This window comes from Pseudomonas sp. C32 (genome assembly GCF_030417915.1).
Taxonomy (GTDB): domain Bacteria; phylum Pseudomonadota; class Gammaproteobacteria; order Pseudomonadales; family Pseudomonadaceae; genus Aquipseudomonas.
On the sequence record NZ_JAUHUK010000002.1, the window covers coordinates 24887 to 43133 of the forward strand.

Annotated in this window: 15 protein-coding genes and 1 riboswitch; of the genes, 7 read left to right on the top strand and 8 right to left on the bottom strand. The window is 60.2% G+C overall.

Annotated features, from left to right (window positions below):
• The first annotated feature begins 83 nt into the window (after positions 1–83).
• Positions 84–830 carry an RsiV family protein gene (locus QYH43_RS02440; protein ID WP_095056395.1) on the top strand — a complete coding sequence of 249 codons (747 nt, stop codon included), beginning with the start codon at positions 84–86 and terminating at the stop codon, positions 828–830.
• Here QYH43_RS02440 and cytX read toward each other — a convergent pair.
• A complete protein-coding gene (gene cytX, locus QYH43_RS02445; protein WP_301156156.1) occupies positions 799–2091 on the bottom strand; it encodes a putative hydroxymethylpyrimidine transporter CytX in 1293 nt (430 codons plus the stop codon). The genes QYH43_RS02440 and cytX overlap by 32 nt on opposite strands.
• A gap of 132 nt (positions 2092–2223) precedes the next feature.
• Positions 2224–4113 (bottom strand): phosphomethylpyrimidine synthase ThiC, encoded by a 1890-nt coding sequence (gene thiC, locus QYH43_RS02450; protein WP_095056397.1) that lies wholly within the window; start codon positions 4111–4113, stop codon positions 2224–2226.
• A gap of 165 nt (positions 4114–4278) precedes the next feature.
• A riboswitch (TPP riboswitch) is annotated at positions 4279–4384 on the bottom strand.
• 205 nt (positions 4385–4589) lie between these two features.
• Here thiC and QYH43_RS02455 point away from each other — a divergent pair.
• A complete protein-coding gene (locus tag QYH43_RS02455) occupies positions 4590–6029 on the top strand; it encodes a TolC family outer membrane protein (protein ID WP_095056398.1) in 1440 nt (479 codons plus the stop codon).
• Between the two features lie 159 nt (positions 6030–6188).
• Here QYH43_RS02455 and waaA read toward each other — a convergent pair whose 3' ends face one another.
• The gene (gene waaA / locus QYH43_RS02460) at positions 6189–7469 is read right to left on the bottom strand and encodes a lipid IV(A) 3-deoxy-D-manno-octulosonic acid transferase (protein ID WP_301156159.1); all 1281 of its coding nucleotides are present in this window, start codon (positions 7467–7469) and stop codon (positions 6189–6191) included.
• Between the two features lie 11 nt (positions 7470–7480).
• Complete coding sequence (locus tag QYH43_RS02465) at positions 7481–8383, bottom strand: LysR family transcriptional regulator (RefSeq protein WP_177408766.1); 903 nt, start codon at positions 8381–8383, stop codon at positions 7481–7483.
• A 103-nt stretch (positions 8384–8486) separates the two neighbouring features.
• On the opposite strand from QYH43_RS02465, the gene QYH43_RS02470 reads away from it, so the two are divergent.
• The 4 genes from QYH43_RS02470 to QYH43_RS02485 all read left to right on the top strand — a co-directional run bounded on the left by QYH43_RS02470 (position 8487) and on the right by QYH43_RS02485 (position 11955).
• The gene (locus QYH43_RS02470) at positions 8487–8819 is read left to right on the top strand and encodes a multidrug efflux SMR transporter (protein ID WP_008004867.1); all 333 of its coding nucleotides are present in this window, start codon (positions 8487–8489) and stop codon (positions 8817–8819) included.
• A 149-nt stretch (positions 8820–8968) separates the two neighbouring features.
• Complete coding sequence (locus QYH43_RS02475; protein WP_301156163.1) at positions 8969–10144, top strand: FAD-binding oxidoreductase; 1176 nt, start codon at positions 8969–8971, stop codon at positions 10142–10144.
• On the top strand, positions 10141–10953 hold the full coding sequence (locus QYH43_RS02480; RefSeq protein ID WP_095056401.1) for an aldo/keto reductase: 813 nt from the start codon (positions 10141–10143) through the stop codon (positions 10951–10953). The genes QYH43_RS02475 and QYH43_RS02480 overlap by 4 nt, the downstream gene beginning before the upstream one ends.
• A 33-nt stretch (positions 10954–10986) precedes the next feature.
• Positions 10987–11955 (top strand): metal ABC transporter ATPase, encoded by a 969-nt coding sequence (locus tag QYH43_RS02485; RefSeq protein ID WP_095056402.1) that lies wholly within the window; start codon positions 10987–10989, stop codon positions 11953–11955.
• Between the two features lie 149 nt (positions 11956–12104).
• Here the strand turns inward: QYH43_RS02485 and hldE are convergent, their stop codons facing one another.
• Entirely contained in the window at positions 12105–13529 is a 1425-nt protein-coding gene (gene hldE, locus QYH43_RS02490) for a bifunctional D-glycero-beta-D-manno-heptose-7-phosphate kinase/D-glycero-beta-D-manno-heptose 1-phosphate adenylyltransferase HldE (RefSeq protein WP_095056403.1), read from the bottom strand.
• Between the two features lie 174 nt (positions 13530–13703).
• Positions 13704–15503: a lipid A export permease/ATP-binding protein MsbA gene (gene msbA / locus QYH43_RS02495; protein WP_177408767.1), complete on the bottom strand. Its 1800-nt coding sequence runs from the start codon at positions 15501–15503 to the stop codon at positions 13704–13706.
• A 114-nt stretch (positions 15504–15617) separates the two neighbouring features.
• Here msbA and QYH43_RS02500 point away from each other — a divergent pair, with 114 nt between their 5' ends.
• Positions 15618–16259 carry a toluene tolerance protein gene (locus QYH43_RS02500; RefSeq protein WP_301156166.1) on the top strand — a complete coding sequence of 214 codons (642 nt, stop codon included), beginning with the start codon at positions 15618–15620 and terminating at the stop codon, positions 16257–16259.
• A 40-nt stretch (positions 16260–16299) separates the two neighbouring features.
• Here the strand turns inward: QYH43_RS02500 and QYH43_RS02505 are convergent, their stop codons facing one another.
• Together QYH43_RS02505 and QYH43_RS02510 are read right to left on the bottom strand one after the other, a co-directional pair.
• Positions 16300–17430 carry an O-antigen ligase gene (locus QYH43_RS02505; protein ID WP_301156168.1) on the bottom strand — a complete coding sequence of 377 codons (1131 nt, stop codon included), beginning with the start codon at positions 17428–17430 and terminating at the stop codon, positions 16300–16302.
• 25 nt (positions 17431–17455) lie between these two features.
• On the bottom strand, positions 17456–18223 hold the full coding sequence (locus tag QYH43_RS02510; protein WP_095056407.1) for a glycosyltransferase family A protein: 768 nt from the start codon (positions 18221–18223) through the stop codon (positions 17456–17458).
• Positions 18224–18247 lie beyond the last annotated feature (24 nt).

Here is an 18247-nt window from a genome sequence, read left to right on the forward strand (position 1 = left end):
AATTAGCTTAGTGGCGAACTGACTGCTTCGTTTAGAGTCGAAGCGGTAACTTTTTGTCTTCCCTTGTTTCAGAAAGGACGTCCATGTCGCTTTTCAAAACTGCCTCCGTGGCCGCCATCGCCCTGACCCTGGGCGCCTGCCAGAGCCTGTTCCAACCCAACTACCGGGCGCCGCTGGAAACTACCCGCGACGCGTCGGAACAACTGCAACCGGGTTGCGCCAACGCGGATTGCCCGCTGGTCAACATCGACACCCTGCACTTTCCGGACGAGCCTGCGCTGGACGGCATCGTCGAAAAGCGCCTGTTGCAGATGACCCGCACCTCGCCCGACGCGCCGGTAGCACCGACGCTGGCGGCCTATCGCGAACAGTTTTTGCGCACCGCCGGTCCGCGCAACAGCATCTACCTGCAAGCGAAAGTACGTGAGCAGCATGACGGCTTGGTGATCATCGAATTGTCCAGCTACCTGGACACAGGCGGTGCCCATGGCACGCCGGGTCGCGGCTTCATCAACTATTCACGCCAGCAGCAGAAAGTGCTGACGCTGTCGGACATGCTGGTTCCGGGTCAGGAAGACGCGTTCTGGAAAGCGGCGCAGGTCGCGCACAACAGCTGGTTGATCAGCACCAAGCTCGATCAGGAACCGGAGTTCGTGAAGAGCTGGCCGTTCCAGAAAACCCAGAACGTGGCGCTGACCTATGGCGGGGTGATCCTCAAGTACGAAACCAGCAGCATCGCGCCTTACGCGCTGGGCCATGTCGAGCTGAAGATCCCCTACCCTCGCCTCAACGGCATCATCAAGCCCGAGCTGTTTCCCGGCCGTAACTGAAGGCCCGGCCCAGCACGAGTTGCAGCAACCCTGCCAGGACCAACGCCGGCAGGGTTGCGCCGACGTCCGGATACAGGTTGGCCAGCAGATGATAGGTGCTGACCCCGCCCAGCCAGGCGAGCAGCGCCGGCCAGCGCAACGCGGCTGACGCCACCTGGCCACTGCGTTTGCGCAGGATGAAGTGATCCACCAGCACCACGCCGAACAACGGCGCAAACACCGAACCGATCAACAGCAGGAAGTTCTGGTACTGGGCCAATGGCGCCAGCAAGGCGATCAAGGTGCAGATCACACCGATGGCCAACGCCAGGTGCTCGACTTTCAAGCGCAACAGAATCCCGCTCGACACCGCCGCCGAATGAATATCGGCAAAGGCGTTTTCTGACTCATCCAGCAGAATCAGCAGCAACGGAATCCCCAGGCCGGCACCCGCCAGCGCCAACAGCAATGCGTTGACTTCACCACTCGGCGCAAACGCCAGGGTGTAGGCCACGCCCAGGCTCATCAGCCAGAAATTCCCGATAAAGAAGCCGATGGCCGTGCCGCCGAAGACGTTTTTCGCCCGTTTGCCGAAACGCGAGTAGTCGGCAATCAATGGCAACCACGACAGCGGCATGGCAATCGCGATGTCGAAACCCACGGCGAACGGCATCGAACCATCACCGGCCTGAGCCCACAACGTGGCCAGATCGGCCTTGGCGAACAGGTTCCAGGTCAGCCAGACACACGCGGCCAGCAGCAGCCAGATGCCCCATTTACGCAGGATCTGGCGCACGAACGTCAACGGACCGCTCACCGCCAACAGAGTCGCCAGCGCACCGAAGAACAGCGTCCACATGATCGGATTAGACAGCAAGCTACCGTCGCTGAACGCCTTTGCACCCAGCAGGCTGGCCGCATCGCGCATGACGATGATTTCGAACGAGCCCCAACCGATCAGTTGCAGCAGGTTCAGCACCGCCGGCAGGCTCGCACCTTTGGTCCCGAGGCTGAGTTTGAGCGCCGCCATCGACGACAGGCCTGTGTCGCTGCCGATCACGCCAACCGCGGCCAACAGCAGAACGCCAACCAGCGTGCCGAGGAAAATTGCCAGCAACGAGCCGGACAGGCCAAGGCCCGGCGCGAGCAATGCGCCGGTCTGCAGGACCATCAGGCCGATGCCGAGGGAGAACCACAGGGAAAACAGATCGCGCCCGCCGAAGACGCGTTTGTCGCTCGGCACCGCGATATCGGGGGAGTAAGTGCTGGGTTGAATGCTCAAGGGTGTTATCTCAGAGGGACATTTGTTGTTGTGGTCTGCACAGTCCTGTAGGAGCTGGCTTGCCAGGATCAAAGGCGACGCGGTGCATCAGAGGCGCCGCAATCGCCAGCAAGCCGGCGCCTACAGTTGGCATCAAACTTTCTGGTAAAGCTGACTGCCTTCCTGCTTGAAGCGCTCGGCCTGTTCGGCCATGCCTTGGGCGACCTCCACGTCGACCGCTTCGATCCGCTGGTTGGCCGCGTATTCGCGGACTTCCTGGGTGATTTTCATCGAGCAGAATTTCGGCCCGCACATGGAACAGAAGTGCGCGACCTTGGCCGAATCCTTCGGCAGGGTTTCATCGTGATACGAACGGGCGGTGTCCGGATCGAGGCCCAGGTTGAACTGGTCTTCCCAGCGGAATTCGAAACGCGCCTTGCTCAAGGCATTGTCGCGGATTTGCGCGCCCGGATGCCCCTTCGCCAGATCGGCGGCGTGGGCGGCAATCTTGTAGGTGATGATGCCGGTCTTCACGTCATCCTTGTTCGGCAGGCCCAAGTGTTCCTTCGGCGTGACGTAGCAAAGCATGGCGCAACCGAACCAGCCGATCATCGCCGCACCAATGCCGGAGGTGATGTGGTCGTAGCCCGGCGCGATGTCGGTGGTCAGCGGGCCGAGGGTGTAGAACGGCGCCTCGTCACAGCATTCCAGCTGCTTGTCCATGTTCTCTTTGATCAACTGCATCGGCACGTGGCCAGGGCCTTCGATCATGCACTGCACGTCATGCTTCCACGCAATCTTGGTCAGCTCGCCGAGGGTTTCCAGCTCGCCGAACTGCGCTTCGTCGTTGGCGTCGGCAATCGAGCCCGGACGCAGGCCATCGCCCAGCGAGAAGCTGACGTCGTAGGCCTTCATGATTTCGCAGATGTCTTCGAAATGGGTATAGAGGAAGTTCTCTTTGTGGTGCGCCAGGCACCACTTGGCCATGATCGAACCGCCACGGGAGACGATGCCGGTCACACGCTTGGCGGTCATCGGCACGTAGCGCAACAGCACGCCGGCGTGGATGGTGAAGTAGTCGACGCCCTGCTCGGCCTGCTCGATCAGCGTGTCGCGGAACAGTTCCCAGGTCAGGTCTTCGGCCGCACCGCCGACTTTTTCCAGGGCCTGGTAGATCGGCACGGTACCGATCGGCACCGGCGAGTTACGGATGATCCACTCGCGGGTTTCGTGGATGTGTTTGCCGGTGGACAGGTCCATGACCGTGTCCGAACCCCAGCGAATGCCCCAGGTCAGTTTCGCCACTTCTTCTTCAATGGACGAACCCAGAGCGCTGTTGCCGATGTTGCCGTTGATCTTCACCAGGAAGTTACGGCCGATGATCATCGGTTCCAGTTCGGTGTGGTTGATGTTGGCCGGAATGATCGCGCGGCCACGGGCGATTTCGTCACGGACAAATTCAGGGGTAATGATTTTCGGCACGCTGGCACCGAAGCTGTGGCCGGCGTGTTGCTGGTCCAGCAGGCCGGCAGCGCGGGCCACTTCCAGCTTCATGTTTTCGCGGATGGCGACGTATTCCATCTCGGCGGTGATGATGCCCTGGCGCGCGTAGTGCATCTGGCTGACGTTGGCACCCGGCTTGGCGCGGCGCGGGTTGTTGACGTGGGCGAAGCGCAGCTTGGTCAGCTCGGCATCGGCGAGGCGTTCCTGGCCGAAGTTCGAGCTCAGACCGCTCAGGCGCTCGGTGTCGCCGCGGGACTCGATCCATGGCGAACGCACGTCGGCCAGGCCTTTGCGCACGTCGATGATGACATTGGGATCGGTGTACGGGCCCGAGGTGTCGTACACCACGACCGGCGCATTGACCTCGCCGCCGAAGTCGGTCGGCGTCACATCAAGGCTGATTTCGCGCATCGGCACGAGGATGTCCGGGCGAGAGCCCTGAACATAGATTTTTTGCGAGCGGGTAAACGGCTGCACCGATTGCTGATCGACCTTGGCCGAGTCACTCAGGTTGGTGGCGATTTTTGCTTTTGTAGTCATCACGGGCTCTCCAGACACACATCCAGGCAGTGGATTTTTGTCGGAGCGAACCTGTAAACGAATGGACGCACGGGCGCTGGAGATACCAGCTGTGCTGTGCTCAGTGCTCGAGGGGTGTTCGATTGTCGAACAACATCCCGGACGAAGCACAAGAGGACTCGCCGGGTGACGAGAAATCTTGTTCCCTACGCAGGCGCTAACCTGATCAGGTTCAACGGGATCCGAAATTATTCGATCTCAGCCTCATAGCAAGGCACCCCGACAAGAACCCGGCCAGTCTAGACACAACCGGCAAAGAACGCCAACCCCGTTGCAAATACCATGATGAATGGCGCAATAACACGCCGAACCAGGATTGTTGCCGCCCTCATGCGCAACTACACTCGCTACGCCAAGCTGCGCATTGACGCGGTGCGAACCGCGCCTTAGCCTTGGCGTTCAAATTACCCGTGTAATATTTAATCTAGGGATCGTCTATGCTGCGCAAACTCTCACTGGCCCTTGCCGTGTCTTGTGCGTCCAACGGAATGGTCTGGGCAGCAGAAGCGCCCTTATCGACCAAGACGGACCTGGTCAGCGTTTATCAGGAAGCGGTGGACAACAACGCCGACCTCGCCGCTGCCATCGCTCAATATGGCGCGCAAAAGGAAATCGTCCCGCAGGCCCGCGCCGGGCTGCTGCCCAACCTTTCGGGCGGCGCCAATGTTTCCAGTGTGCGAACGGCGCTCGATCAGCCTTCGTCCACGGCCAACCGCAACGCTCATTCCTACCAGGCCACCCTGGCGCAGCCACTGTTCCGCGCTGATCGCTGGTTCCAGTTCCAGGCCGCCAAGGATGTAAATGAACAGGCTGCCCTGCAACTCTCGGCGACCCAGCAAAACCTGATCCTGCAATCCGCCGACAGCTATTTCAACGTGCTGCGCAGCCAGGATAACCTGGCCTCGAACAAGGCCGAAGAAGCCGCGTTCAAACGCCAGCTCGATCAGTCCAAGGAACGCTTTGACGTCGGCCTGTCGGACAAGACCGACGTGCTGAACTCGCAAGCCAGCTACGACACCGCACGCGCCAACCGGATCGTCGCGCAGCGTCAGGTGGATGATGCTTTCGAAGCCCTGGTCACCCTGACCAACCGTCAGTACAAATCGATTCAGGGTATCAGCCATAACCTGCCGATCCTGCCACCGGCGCCAAATGACGCCAAAGCCTGGGTCGAAACCGCAGCTCGCCAGAACCTGAACCTGCTGGCCAGCAACTACGCCGTCAGTGCCGCCGAACAAACCATCAAGCAACGCAAGTCCGGCCACGCGCCTACCCTCGACGCCATCGCGCAGTACGAGAAAGGCGACAACGATGCGCTGGGCTTCAGCAACCCGGTCCCCTTGGGCCAACCCTACGGCGGCAACGTCGAGCAAACGACCGTGGGCCTGCAACTGAACATCCCGATCTACAGCGGTGGACTGGTCAACTCCCAGGTCCGTCAGTCGTATGCGCAACTGGACCAGACCGAACAACAACGCGAATCCCTGCGCCGTAGCATCGTGGAAAACACCCGCGACCTGCACCGCGCGGTGAATACCGACGTCGAGCAGGTACAGGCGCGCAAGCAATCGATCATTTCCAACCAGAGCGCGGTGGAAGCGACCGAAATCGGTTATCAGGTGGGTACACGAAACATCGTCGACGTGCTGGATGCACAGCGTCAGCTCTACACGTCGGTACGCGACTACAACAACACCCGCTACGACTACATCCTCGACAACCTGCGCCTCAAGCAACAGGCCGGCACGTTGAACCCAGGGGATCTGCAAGACCTGGCACGCTGGCTCAATCCCAACTACAACCCGGACAAGGATTTCCTGCCACCGGATCTGGCCAAGGCGGCAGAAGAGCAGTTGAAAGCGCGACCTGGCCAGTAAAAGTCATTCCTGTGGCGAGGGGGCTTGCCCCCGTTGGGTCGCGAAGCGGCCCCAAAATCTGCAATAGCATTTTTCTGCGGCACCGCAGCCGCAGGAATTACGACTGCTTCGCAGCCGAACGGGGGCAAGCCCCCTCGCCACAAAGGATCACCAGCAGGCTCAAGATCTGTCGATCAACCGCCCCAACCCATCCAGCAAACGCTGCAACGCGCCCTGGTTGGTGCGCATCACTTTCAATCCCGCCTCAGCCATCCGCTGTGCATCCCGCGGCAACTCAAACAGACGCTGTACCGCCAGTGCCAGGCCTTCTGCATCCTCCACTTCCTGCAACGCCCCGGCGCTGCGCAATTGCGCGGCGATTTCCAGGAAGTTGAACAGATGCGGCCCGCTCAACACCGGTTTGGCCAATGCCGCCGGCTCCAGCAGGTTATGCCCGCCGTTGGGCACCAGGCTGCCGCCGACGAACGCACTGTCGGCCAGCGCATAGAGAAACAGCAACTCGCCCATGGTGTCGCCCAACAACACCGACGTGCCTGCGTCGACCGCGTCCCCCGCGGAACGACGGACCGTGGCGAACCCTTGCTGCTGACACAACGCGTACACCGAATTGAAGCGTTCCGGATGACGCGGCACCAGAATCAGCAAGGCATCGGGATGATTGGCCAACAACTGGCGATGGGCCGCCAGCACCACTTCATCTTCACCTTCGTGCGTACTGGCGGCGATCCACACCGGACGCTCCAGGGCTTGCCATTGCCCACGCAACTCGCCGGCACGCTGAAGCAGTTGCGGATCGATGGTCAGGTCGAACTTGATCGAGCCCGTGACGTCGACGGTTTCGGGCCGGGCACCCAGGTCACGGAAGCGTTGTGCTTCGGCTTCGGTCTGCACCGCGAACAGGCTCATTTCGGCGAGCATCGGCTGGGTCAATTTGTGGAAACGACCGTAGCCCTTGGCGGATCGCTCGGACAGCCGCGCATTGGCCAGCGCCACCGGAATCCCGCGCTTGGCACATTGATGGATATGGTTGGGCCACAGTTCGGTTTCCATGATCACCGCCAATTTTGGCTGGACCCGATCAAGGAAACGCCGGGCAGCGCACGGCAAGTCGTAGGGCAAATAGCAGTGCTGGATGCGCGGCTCATTGGCGAACAACGCCTGGATGCGTTCCGACCCGGTCGGGGTCATGCAAGTCACGGTGATCGGCAACGCTGGATAGCGCTCCAACAACGCGCGAATCATCGGCGCCGCGGCGATGCTTTCGCCCACCGACACCGCGTGTACCCAAATGCCGCCCGGCTTCATCGCCGGCAGGCCATACGAGAAACGCTCGCCGATGCGCTGGGCATACGCCGGCGCCTTGCGCGCCCGCAACCACAGCCGAATCGCTACCAATGGCAGCCCCAGATAAAACAGTGCGGTATAGAGAGTTCTATTCATGGCGCCGGAGTTTATCGGCTTTTCTCGCCGATCGCCTGCAAGTGCACGGCAAAACGTTCGGCGAGCCAGCGAGCGGCCGGCCCCAGCGGTTCGTCCCGGCGCCAGACCAGCTCAACGACCAGGGCTGGCGGCGTCCATTCGCTGGCCAGTTCGACCATCTGGTTCTGATAGGTCGGGTACTGCACCACGTGGCGCGGCAGCCAGGCCCAGCCGAGCCCGCGCACCAACCATTCAGCCATCACATAAAAACTGTCGGCACGCCAGACTTGCGGGCTGGCCGGTTCACTGCCCGGATAAACGCTGGACTGGGTCGACATCAACAACTGTCGGTGCTGCGCCAACTGCTGGCAGTCGATTCGCCCTTGCTTCGCCAGCGGATGATCAACACCGCACACGGTGACCATCTCCACGCTGCCGAGCACACGACGTTCCAGGGCTTCGGGAATCTGGTCGTGGTAGAACAACAAACCGAGATCGGCGCGACGCTCCACCAGTTTGCGCGCGACATCGCCTTGAGCGGCGCTGGTCAATTGCACTTCAAGGCTGGGAAACTTTTCCGCCAGAGCCTCGAAGCTCTCAATGATCGGCTGATAAGGCATCGCCTCATCCTGGGCCAGGCGCAGGCGCGCTTCCTGACCGCGCATCATCGCCAGTGCCCGGCCATTGAGGCGTTCGCACTGGCGCAGCACTTCCCGTGCTTCCTCCAATAATCCAGCGCCGGCTTCGGTGAGCTTCGGCTGACGGCCACTGCTACGATCAAACAGGCTGACGCCGAGGTCTTCCTCCAGCAACGCAATCGCGCTGCTGACTGCCGACTGCGCCTTGCGCTGATCCCGCGCCACGGCGGAAAACGAACGTTGTTCCGCGACGCTGACGAACAACCGCAGCTGTTCCAGATTCCATTGCATGTTCATGGACTGACCAATCTCTATAGCAGATAGGTAATGACTTTACCGCATCTGGAGAATCACTAGAATGCCGAGCTCAGAAAGCAACACTTCACACGAGGATTGACCCATGACCGCTTACTACTACCTGGCCATAGCCATCTGCGCCGAAGTGATTGCCACTGTTTCGATGAAAGCCGTCAAAGGCTTCAGCACGCCATTGCCACTGCTGCTGGTGATCGTCGGCTACGGCATTGCGTTCTGGATGCTCACGCTGGTGGTGCGCAGCGTGCCGGTGGGCGTGGCATACGCGGTGTGGGCCGGCATGGGCATCGTGATGGTCAGCGTCGCGGCGCTGTTTATCTACGGGCAGAAACTGGATGTGCCGGCGATGCTGGGGATGGCGTTGATTGTGCTGGGCGTCGTCGTCATTCAACTCTTCTCCAAAACTGCCGGACACTGACACGCTGTAGCAGCCGGCTTGCTGGCGATAGCGGTGCATCCGGCACACCGCGTTGGCCGGATCGCCAGCAAGCCGGCTCCTACAGGCTCACCTGCATCCTGAAGATGCCTTGTATACTGCGCCCTCGTCTTGAACACTGAGGTCGCCGAATGCCAACCGTTATTTCCACCGACGTTCTGATTGTCGGCGCTGGTGTCGCCGGCCTCTGGCTTAATGCACGCCTGCGCCGCGAAGGCTTTTCGACCGTGCTGGTGGAGAACTCCAGCCTCGGCGGCGGGCAGAGCGTGAAGTCCCAAGGCATCATCCACGGTGGCGCCAAGTACGCCTTGCATGGCGCGCTGACCGGCGCTTCGGAAGCCATTGCCGACATGCCGCGTCGCTGGCGCGAAGCCCTGGCCGGTGACGGTGAACTGGACCTGTCCGGCGTGCGCCTGTTGTCCGAAGCCCACTACCTCTGGTCCCCCGGCACCCTCGCCGGCAACCTCACCAGTTTCTTTGCCAGCAAAGCCGTGCGCGGTCGCGTCGATCAGGTCAAGGGCGACCAATTGCCGCCCGCCCTGCAAGACAAGCGCTTCAAGGGCAAGGTCTATCGCTTGGCGGAACTGGTGATCGACGTGCCGAGCCTGATCCAGCGCCTGGCCGATCTGGCCGGTGACGGCCTGCTCGCCGGGCAGACGATCGAACCGCTGCTGGATGGCGGCGTGCTGGTCGGCCTGAAAGTGGATGACCGCGAAATCCGCGCCCAGCGCATCGTCCTGAGCGCCGGCGCTGGTACGGCGGCACTGCTTGAAGCGCTGGGGTTGAGCCGGCCGGCCATGCAGCGTCGGCCGTTGCACATGATCATCGCCAAAGGTCCGAGCCTCAAACCGCTGTATGCCCACTGCCTGGGTGGCGGCACCAAACCACGCATCACCGTGACCACGCACCCGGCAGCGGATGGCCAATGGGTCTGGTACCTCGGAGGCGACATCGCCGAAGCCGAGGGTGTGGCCCGAGAGCCTGCCGAACAAATCGCCACGGCACAGAAAGAAATCGGCCAGTTGCTGCCATGGATCGACTTGAGCACGGTGCAATGGGCGACTTTGCGCGTGGATCGCGCCGAACCGCTGCAATCGGGCCTTGTCCGACCCGACAACGCATTCGTCGCCGAAGAGGGGCGTTTGCTGGTCGGCTGGCCAACCAAGCTGGCCCTGGCGCCAGACTTCGCTGACCGCGTAATGACCAGCCTGACCCGCGATGGCATCCAGCAAAGCCACCCGGAACCGCTGCCTGAGCTGCCAAAGCCGCCGATGGGCGTCCCGGCGTGGGAGCAACTGCTGCCATGAGCCAACCGACATTGCACGACCTGCATCGCCCGCTGGGCAGCACCGGCCTGCGGGTGTCGCCGCTGGGCTTGGGCACGGTGAAACTGGGTCGGGATCAAGGGGTGAAGTACCCCAATGGCTTCCAGATCCCCGACGACGATGAAGCACGTATGCTGCTCAAACTCGCACGCGACCTGGGCATCAACCTGATCGACACCGCCCCGGCCTATGGTCGCAGTGAAGAACGCCTGGGCCCGTTGCTGCGCGGCCAGCGTCAGGATTGGGTAATTGTCAGCAAGGTCGGTGAAGAATTTGCCGACGGTCAGTCCCGCCACGATTTCAGCGCCGCTCACACACGCCTGTCGGTGGAACGCAGCCTGCAACGCCTGGAAACGGATTTCATCGATCTGGTGCTGGTGCATTCCGACGGCAACGACCTGGCAATTCTCAATGATTGCGAGGCCTACCAGACCCTCGCCGAACTCAAGGCCGAAGGCAAAATTCGTGGTTTTGGTTTTTCCGGCAAAACCGTCGAAGGTGGCTTGAAAGCTCTGGAACAAGGTGACTGCGCGATGGTCACCTACAATCTGAACGAACAAAACGAGAAGGCCGTGATTGACTATGCTGCTGCACACGGCAAAGCCATTCTGGTCAAGAAAGCCTTGGCCAGCGGTCATGTCTGCCTGAGTCCGGGTGTGGATCCGGTGCGCGCCAGTTTCGAGCTGTTGTTTGATCATCCGGGTGTGGCCAGTGCTATTGTCGGGACCATCAATCCGCTGCACCTCGCCCACAACGTCGCGACCGTTGCCCAGGTCCTACGTAGCAACTGATGCCGCCCCACGCGGCCTTAAGCAGGAGCCGACATGCCGCGCACGCTCATAAGAAAGAACCCGAGCAACTTCAAGACCCTGCCGTTATTCGTCGAAGCGACCCCCGAAGGCCTGACTTACCAAAGCGTCGGGAGGCCGCTGAACTTCTCCCAGACCCTGCAACGGCGCCGCCCCGTGACGGTTGGCGACAGCGAAAAGTTTGCCCTGGAACTGGCCAACCTCGGGGTTTCGGTGCGTCTGACGCTGCATTGGCAGAATCGCGACTATTGGGTGCTGGTTCGCCAGCGTCGGCAGGACCGCGGCGACGTGGTCCTCAAGTTGATCTCCGGCTATGTACCGGCCCATGAGCTGAACCTGCCGTTGCACACGGCGATTCAGGAAGTTGCCGAGGAATGCCTGCTGGAAACCCCTGAAGGCTGGCTCGGTGGTCGTTTCAATGAAACGTGGTTGCCGGCGCCCTATTCCGCCGCCCTGCATTACCGCGAAGCCTTGCCGTTTCGCCTGACGCCGCTGTCCGGTTCCGCGCGGCCGGTGCGTTGCGCCAATCTGATGTTGATCGAGCGACCGCGGGCCTACGTGCATTTGCCGACAGCATCGTTGCAACTGATTTACGACTTGCGCCTGGATGTCCCCAAGGAAGCCAAATCCTTGAGCCTGTTTCACGTCGACGAAAGGCTGGAAGGCGATCAACTCGTCGCCCGCCTCGATCGCAAACGCCCTGACCTGTACCTGATGCCCTTGAAGGACGGTCACCCCACGGCCGAGCTCTTCACCCTGAAAAAAGATCAGCTGTACCCGGCCAGCACGCGCGGACTTTACCTGGCCGAAAGTTTTGCCCGGCAGGAAGGCTGGCTGGTTCACGATGAGCGAATTCGCTGGAAGGATTGGGTGAGTCAGCAAGGTCTGACCCCGCCGAGGAAAGATTCTGGTCTGGCGCGGTTACGCGGCAAGGCCAAATTGCTGCTGAAAAAAATCGTGCCGCGTAAAAAAGTCAGTTCCTGAAAGCAAACTGCTGCAGCTCCGACGGGTGTACGCACAACCTCGTAGGAGCTGGCGTGCCAGCGAAGGATTCAAGGACGCCGCGTTTTCTCAGCAGATACGCGTCATCGTTAACGACCATCGCTGGCAAGCCAGCTCCTACATAGATTGCGTCACTCGGACTTGCGGATCTTCTCGACAATCGCCGTGGTCGAGCTGTTTTCCACCAGACCCAGCACCTTCACGGTGCCACCGTAAGCGGTGACGATGTCTGCACCGACCACTTGGTCGATCCCGTAATCGCCACCCTTGACCAGTACATCCGGCTTGACCGCGCTCAGCAGGTTTTCCGGGGTGCCCTCCGAGAAACTGATCACCCAGTCCACAGCACCCAGCCCTGCCAGCACAGCCATGCGCCGGTCGACGCTGTTGATCGGACGACCCGGCCCTTTCAGGCGGCTGACCGACGCATCGTCGTTGATCGCAACAATCAGGCGATCGCCTTGCGCTCGCGCCTGCTCAAGGTAGGTCACGTGGCCGGCATGCAGGATGTCGAAGCAACCATTGGTGAAGACGATCCGCTCGTTATGCGCGCGAGCATCGTCAACGGCCAGCAGCAGTTGTTCAAGCCCCAGCACACCGCGTTCGGAACCTTCCTCACGCTGAATCGCGCGACGCAGTTCTGGCGCACTGATGGCCGCCGTACCCAGTTTGCCGACCACGATGCCCGCCGCCAGATTGGCCAGGGCCACCGCGTGGGGCAGCTCTTCACCCGCAGCAATCGCGGCCGCCAGGGTGGAAATCACCGTATCACCGGCACCGGTCACGTCGAACACCTCACGGGCCCGGGCGGGCAGGTGCAGTGCCGGGTGATCGGGACGCAGCAGGGTCATGCCGTGCTCGCCACGGGTCACCAGCAAGGCACCCAGATCCAGGTCGTGCATCAACTGCGCGCCCTTGTTCACCAGCTCATGCTCATCGGCGCAACCACCGACGATGGTTTCGAATTCGCTGAGGTTCGGCGTTATCAGGCTCGCGCCCCGGTAGATCGAAAAATCCTTGCCCTTGGGATCGGCCAGGACCGGAATGCCACGGGCACGCGCGGCCTGGATCAACGCCTGATGGTTTTTCAACGCGCCTTTGCCGTAGTCGGACAGGACCAGCACCTTGATGCCTTCGAGCAACTCATCGACCTGCGCCGCCAATGCCAGGGCATCGGTGGCGAACGGTTCTTCGAAATCGATACGCAGCAGTTGCTGGTGACGACTCATGACCCGCAGCTTGACGATGGTCGGCTGGTGCGCGATGCGCTGGAATATGGCCCGCACACCTGCGCCGTTGAGGCTATTGACCAGGCTGTTGGCAGCTTCATCGTCGCCGGTCACACCGACCAGCGAGGCTGGCGCGCCGAGCGCGGCAATGTTCAAGGCAACGTTGGCGGCACCGCCCGGGCGGTCCTCGATGTGATCGACCTTGACCACCGGCACCGGTGCCTCAGGAGAAATCCGTGAGGTACCACCATGCCAGTAACGGTCGAGCATGACATCGCCGACCACCAAGACAGGGGCTTGATCGAATCGCGGCATGGACAACTTCATGGAGCAACCCACATACAAAATGAACAGGGGCGCGATATTAACACAGGGTTGGCGTCGGCTTGTGCGACGGCTGCAACGGGATGATTTGCCGGGCTTTATTGGTCGTTTTTTGAGCAAAGAACAAGCCAAAAAGCGACGTCAGGGTGAGCCCGGCTCACCCTGACGCTATCGGGGTCAGGCGATGTCTTCGGCCGGCGTGTCGAGGCCCATCGCATGCAGGCGCGAGTAATAGCCGTTTTGGGCCAGCAACTGCGTGTGAGTGCCTCGCTCGACGATCTGGCCCTGATCCATCACCAGGATCAGGTCAGCCTTCTCGATGGTCGACAAGCGGTGAGCGATCACCAGCGTGGTGCGACCCTTCATGACCTGGTCCAACGCCGCCTGAATGTGGCGCTCGGATTCGGTGTCGAGTGCCGACGTCGCTTCGTCGAGGATCAGCAGCGGCGCATTTTTCAACAGCGCCCGGGCGATCGCCAGACGCTGACGCTGGCCTCCAGACAGCAGCACGCCATTTTCACCGACCTGGGTGTCCAGGCCTTGGGGCATCTGCGAAATGAAGTCCATGGCGAACGCATCCGTGGCGGCCTTTTCGATGTCGGCACGAGGGGCGCCGGCCAGGTCACCGTAAGCGATGTTGTTGGCAATGGTGTCGTTGAACAGGGTGACATGCTGCGTGACTTGCGCCACATGCCGACGCAGATTGCGCAGGCGATAGTCCTCGATCTCAACATCATCGAGCAGGATTTCCCCGGACTCGTGATGGTAAAAACGTGGAATCAGGCTGGCGAGGGTCGACTTGCCGCTGCCGGAACGCCCGACCAACGCGACCATCTGTCCCGGTGCCGCCGAGAAGTTGATGTTCTTCAACACTTCACGCTCGGTCCCCGGGTACGTGAAGCTGAGGTTGCGTACCAGCAGGTGGCCGCTGACGCGATCACGTTCAACCGTGCCGTTGTCAATTTCCGGTTCAACGTCCAGTTGCTCGAAAATGCTCTCGGCCCCGGCAACGCCCTTCTGAATGGTCGAACTGACCTCCGAGAGCTGGCGGATCGGCTTGGGCAACAGACCGGCGGCAGTGATATAGGCCACCAGATCACCGGCGGTAGCATCACCGCGCAGGAACAGCACCAGGAACATCAACACGGCCATGGCGGAGTAGATCACCAATTGCAGCATCGGCGTATAGACCGCCCCGGTCTTGGTCATGCGCAATTGCTTGTCGGTATTGCCCTGGCTGGCGGCGGCAAAGCGTTGCTGCTCGTAGCTTTCACCACCGAAGCTGCGCACTACGCGATAGCCTTGAATGGTCTCGGACGCCACATGAGTCACGTCACCCATGGCCACCTGGATTTTCTTGCTCTGCTTGCGAAATTTCTTGCTGGTACTGCTCACCATGACCGCGATCAACGGCAGGATCGCCAGCATCACCAAGGTCAGCTTCCAGTTCATCCACAGCAGATAACCAAACAGGAAGACCACCGTCAGGCCTTCACGAATGACCACTTTAATGGCATCGGTAGCGGCACCGGTCACCATGGTCACGTTGAAGGTGATACGCGAAATCAGGTGTCCGGAATTATGGGTATCGAAATAACGATTTGGCAGGACCAACAAGTTGTTGAACAACTCGACGCGCAGGTCATGGACCAAGCCCAACGAAACCCTCGCCAGGTAGTAGTTACCCAGAAATGACCCGAGACCTTGCCACGCGGCGATCAGAATGATCAGCAAGGGTACGGCCATCAGCAGCTGCAAATCCTGCAGATAGGGAACCGTTGGGAAAAGCACTGCTTCAGGGTTGCTCAGACCATCGACGAAGTATTTGAGAATCCCCGCCAGCATCGGCTGCGTCGACGCAAAAATCACAAAGCCGACGATACTGATCGAAAACATGCCCCAGTACGGGCGCACATACGACAGCAGGCGCAGGTAAATTTTCAAGCTCGACGGCGCAGGCGAATCAGGGCTGGTCATGTGAACCCGTTGTGTGAGAAAAGAGCCCGCGATTGTAACACAGGCCACTTTAGTCGCTGAGCTGCGGTAACATGGCCGGCTATCCATGCCTCATGGCGTCGTCCCGGAGTATAGATGCAAGCCCTTGATTACAGTCGATACCTTGCCCTGCGCGAGGGAGCGCAAGTCCTTGAAGCCGATGGTTCGGGGGATAAGGTTTTGCGGCTGACAGACGGCTCGATTCTCAAGCTGTTTCGTCGCAAGCGCCTGCTGACGTCAGCGGCCTGGTATCCGTATGCAAAACGCTTTGCCGATAATTGCATTGCGCTACGTGAGCGACAGATTCCCTGCCCGTCGATCCGTCAGGTCTACCGCATTGCGAGTATCGAACGTGATGCCGTGCATTACGATCCGCTGCCGGGCCAGACCTTGCGCCAGCTGCTCGACACCCAAAATGACGCAGGTCCGTTACGCGGCAAGCTAGGGACCTTCATGGCCACCTTGCATGAACGCGGGATCTATTTCCGGTCAGCGCATCTGGGCAACATCGTGCTCACGCCTGAACATCAGTTGGGCCTGATCGACATTGCCGACCTGCAAGTTTATCGCCGTCCGTTGCGTAAGGGACTGCGATTGCGCAATTTCAAGCATATGGTGCGCTACCCCCAGGATCGGCAATGGTTGCTCGACAGACAGGGGGAGATCTTCATGCAACATTATGCCCAGACCCAGAGCACCTGCTCCCCGGAAGAGCTGAGCAGCGCCCTGCAAAAATAACCTGCCCCCTTCGCCCCCAACGAGGAGGCGAAGGTCAGCGTCATGCCGCCCCTTTACGCTGCGCCTGCAATCCTCGCCCGAGGATCATTGCTGCAGGCAACAACACCAATGGCCACAACTCGTCAGGGTTTCCGATCAGCAAACTGCCATCGAAATTCAGCATGACCAGCGCACACACCAGAAACATTCCCCAGGCGTCACGCAGACGCCAGGCCTGCCAAAGCGTGGCGGTCATCAGCCCGAGAAACAGCACCAGCGCCACCGCGCCGCTGTACAAACCCAACGCCACATAAATGTTGTGCGGATGCTGAATCGGCATCCAGCCGCCCAGTAACTGGCTGGTGTGGAAGGTGACACCGCAGCCAAGCATCCAGCCGCAGTTCCGCCACTCGCCTACCATGATGTGAAAGAGCTCAATGCGATAGGAATCGCCGCGAGTCCACAGCGACTGGTACCAGGCTTCTTGGTGCACTATCAGAAACAGCACACCGATCACCGCCAAGCTGATCGCAAGCGCACAGCCAACCTGCCGCGGCTTGCGGTAAAGACCGTAAAGCAGCCATACGCCCAACAGGAACGCCACCCCAACCAACGCCGTACGCGTCTGCAATACAAAGGTCACTGCGAAGATCGATAAAACAACCGCCAATGCACTCTCGATCCATCGATGCGTCCTGACCCAGTAAGGCACTGCCAGCGCCAGCGCACACAGTAGCCAGATACTGGCGTAGATCACATTCTCCAGGCGTGCCGGCAGCAACGCGACCCGAGACCCGAACGGGTACTCGCCAGTGATCCAGCTATAGAACGCGCAACTGAAGATGTACAACGCCAGGAGCCAGAACTGTCCACGGACAAACGTCGGGCTACGAAAAAACTGTGGATCACTGAAGGCACCGACCACCATGACGAACATCATCACGTAGAAGATGTGCTTGAAAAACTGAATGTGCCCGGCAATAGTCGCCGGCACCAGAAACCATAGCGTAAAAGCCAGCCACCCCAGTGCGAGCGGCTGCCTGAACAAACCTGCACCTCGTTCCTTGATCAGGAACACCAGGCCCGGCACTACGATCAGGCCGTAGAACAGATTGTTGGTCCACTTCGAAGACCAGCCCGCTATGTAACTCCCCAGAAACAGACAGAGCGCTATTCCGAAATACTTCGTCATGGTGAGCTTTTGCAGCTTTACACCGTTAAACCCCATGAAGCACCCAACCTGCTATCAGGCCGAAAACAAGGACCGCGACCAGTTTGAATCGATCGAGGCGCTTGCGTCGCAATTTGTTCACGCGTTCCTCTGGAACTTCCACGTGCCCGCCGAAGCCGGTGTGCAACACCGCGTCGTTTTCCAGGATCAGCGCATAGCGATTTTGCGCGGCATACAGGCGCGACAGGTCTTTTTCTCCGGAAAACGCGGAATACGGTGCATGGAGCAGATAGTCTGCACGCCGCCGCAACCCAGGGTTAAAGGAAAAGCCCTGCCAGTCCACCTTGTGTGAACCCAATACGTAAAAAGGAATGCCTTGGCTGATCTTGCGCTCGTTCAGGAACACGTAAGGGCTGTGAACCATGAGGTCATGATTGAAGCTGCGCAGCCAAACCTGTAGCGCCTGCGGATCTTCCTCCAGCAGGCACTGGGATTCTTCGATAAACCCTTCGCGATAGAAATCCCAGTCATCTTCACAATGGAAAATCCAGGACGTCTGCACTTGGGCATAAGCGGCATCAATCGACTTCAACTGACCCAGACGCGGATTGTTGATGAAAAACTGGGTATGCGCCCTCCAATGTTCCGGAATACAAGCTTCGACGGCACTGTCACCAGAGTCCTCGGTAATGAAGACCTTACGGATGGGGGCCGTGTTGTACCGGTCGAAGGTTTCGAGGGTTCGCTTCAACAGGTCGAAGCGGCCGCAACTGGTGATAACAACCGAAATATCGCTAGTCTCGCTGAACAGCATGTGTTTACACCGCACTCTTTATTG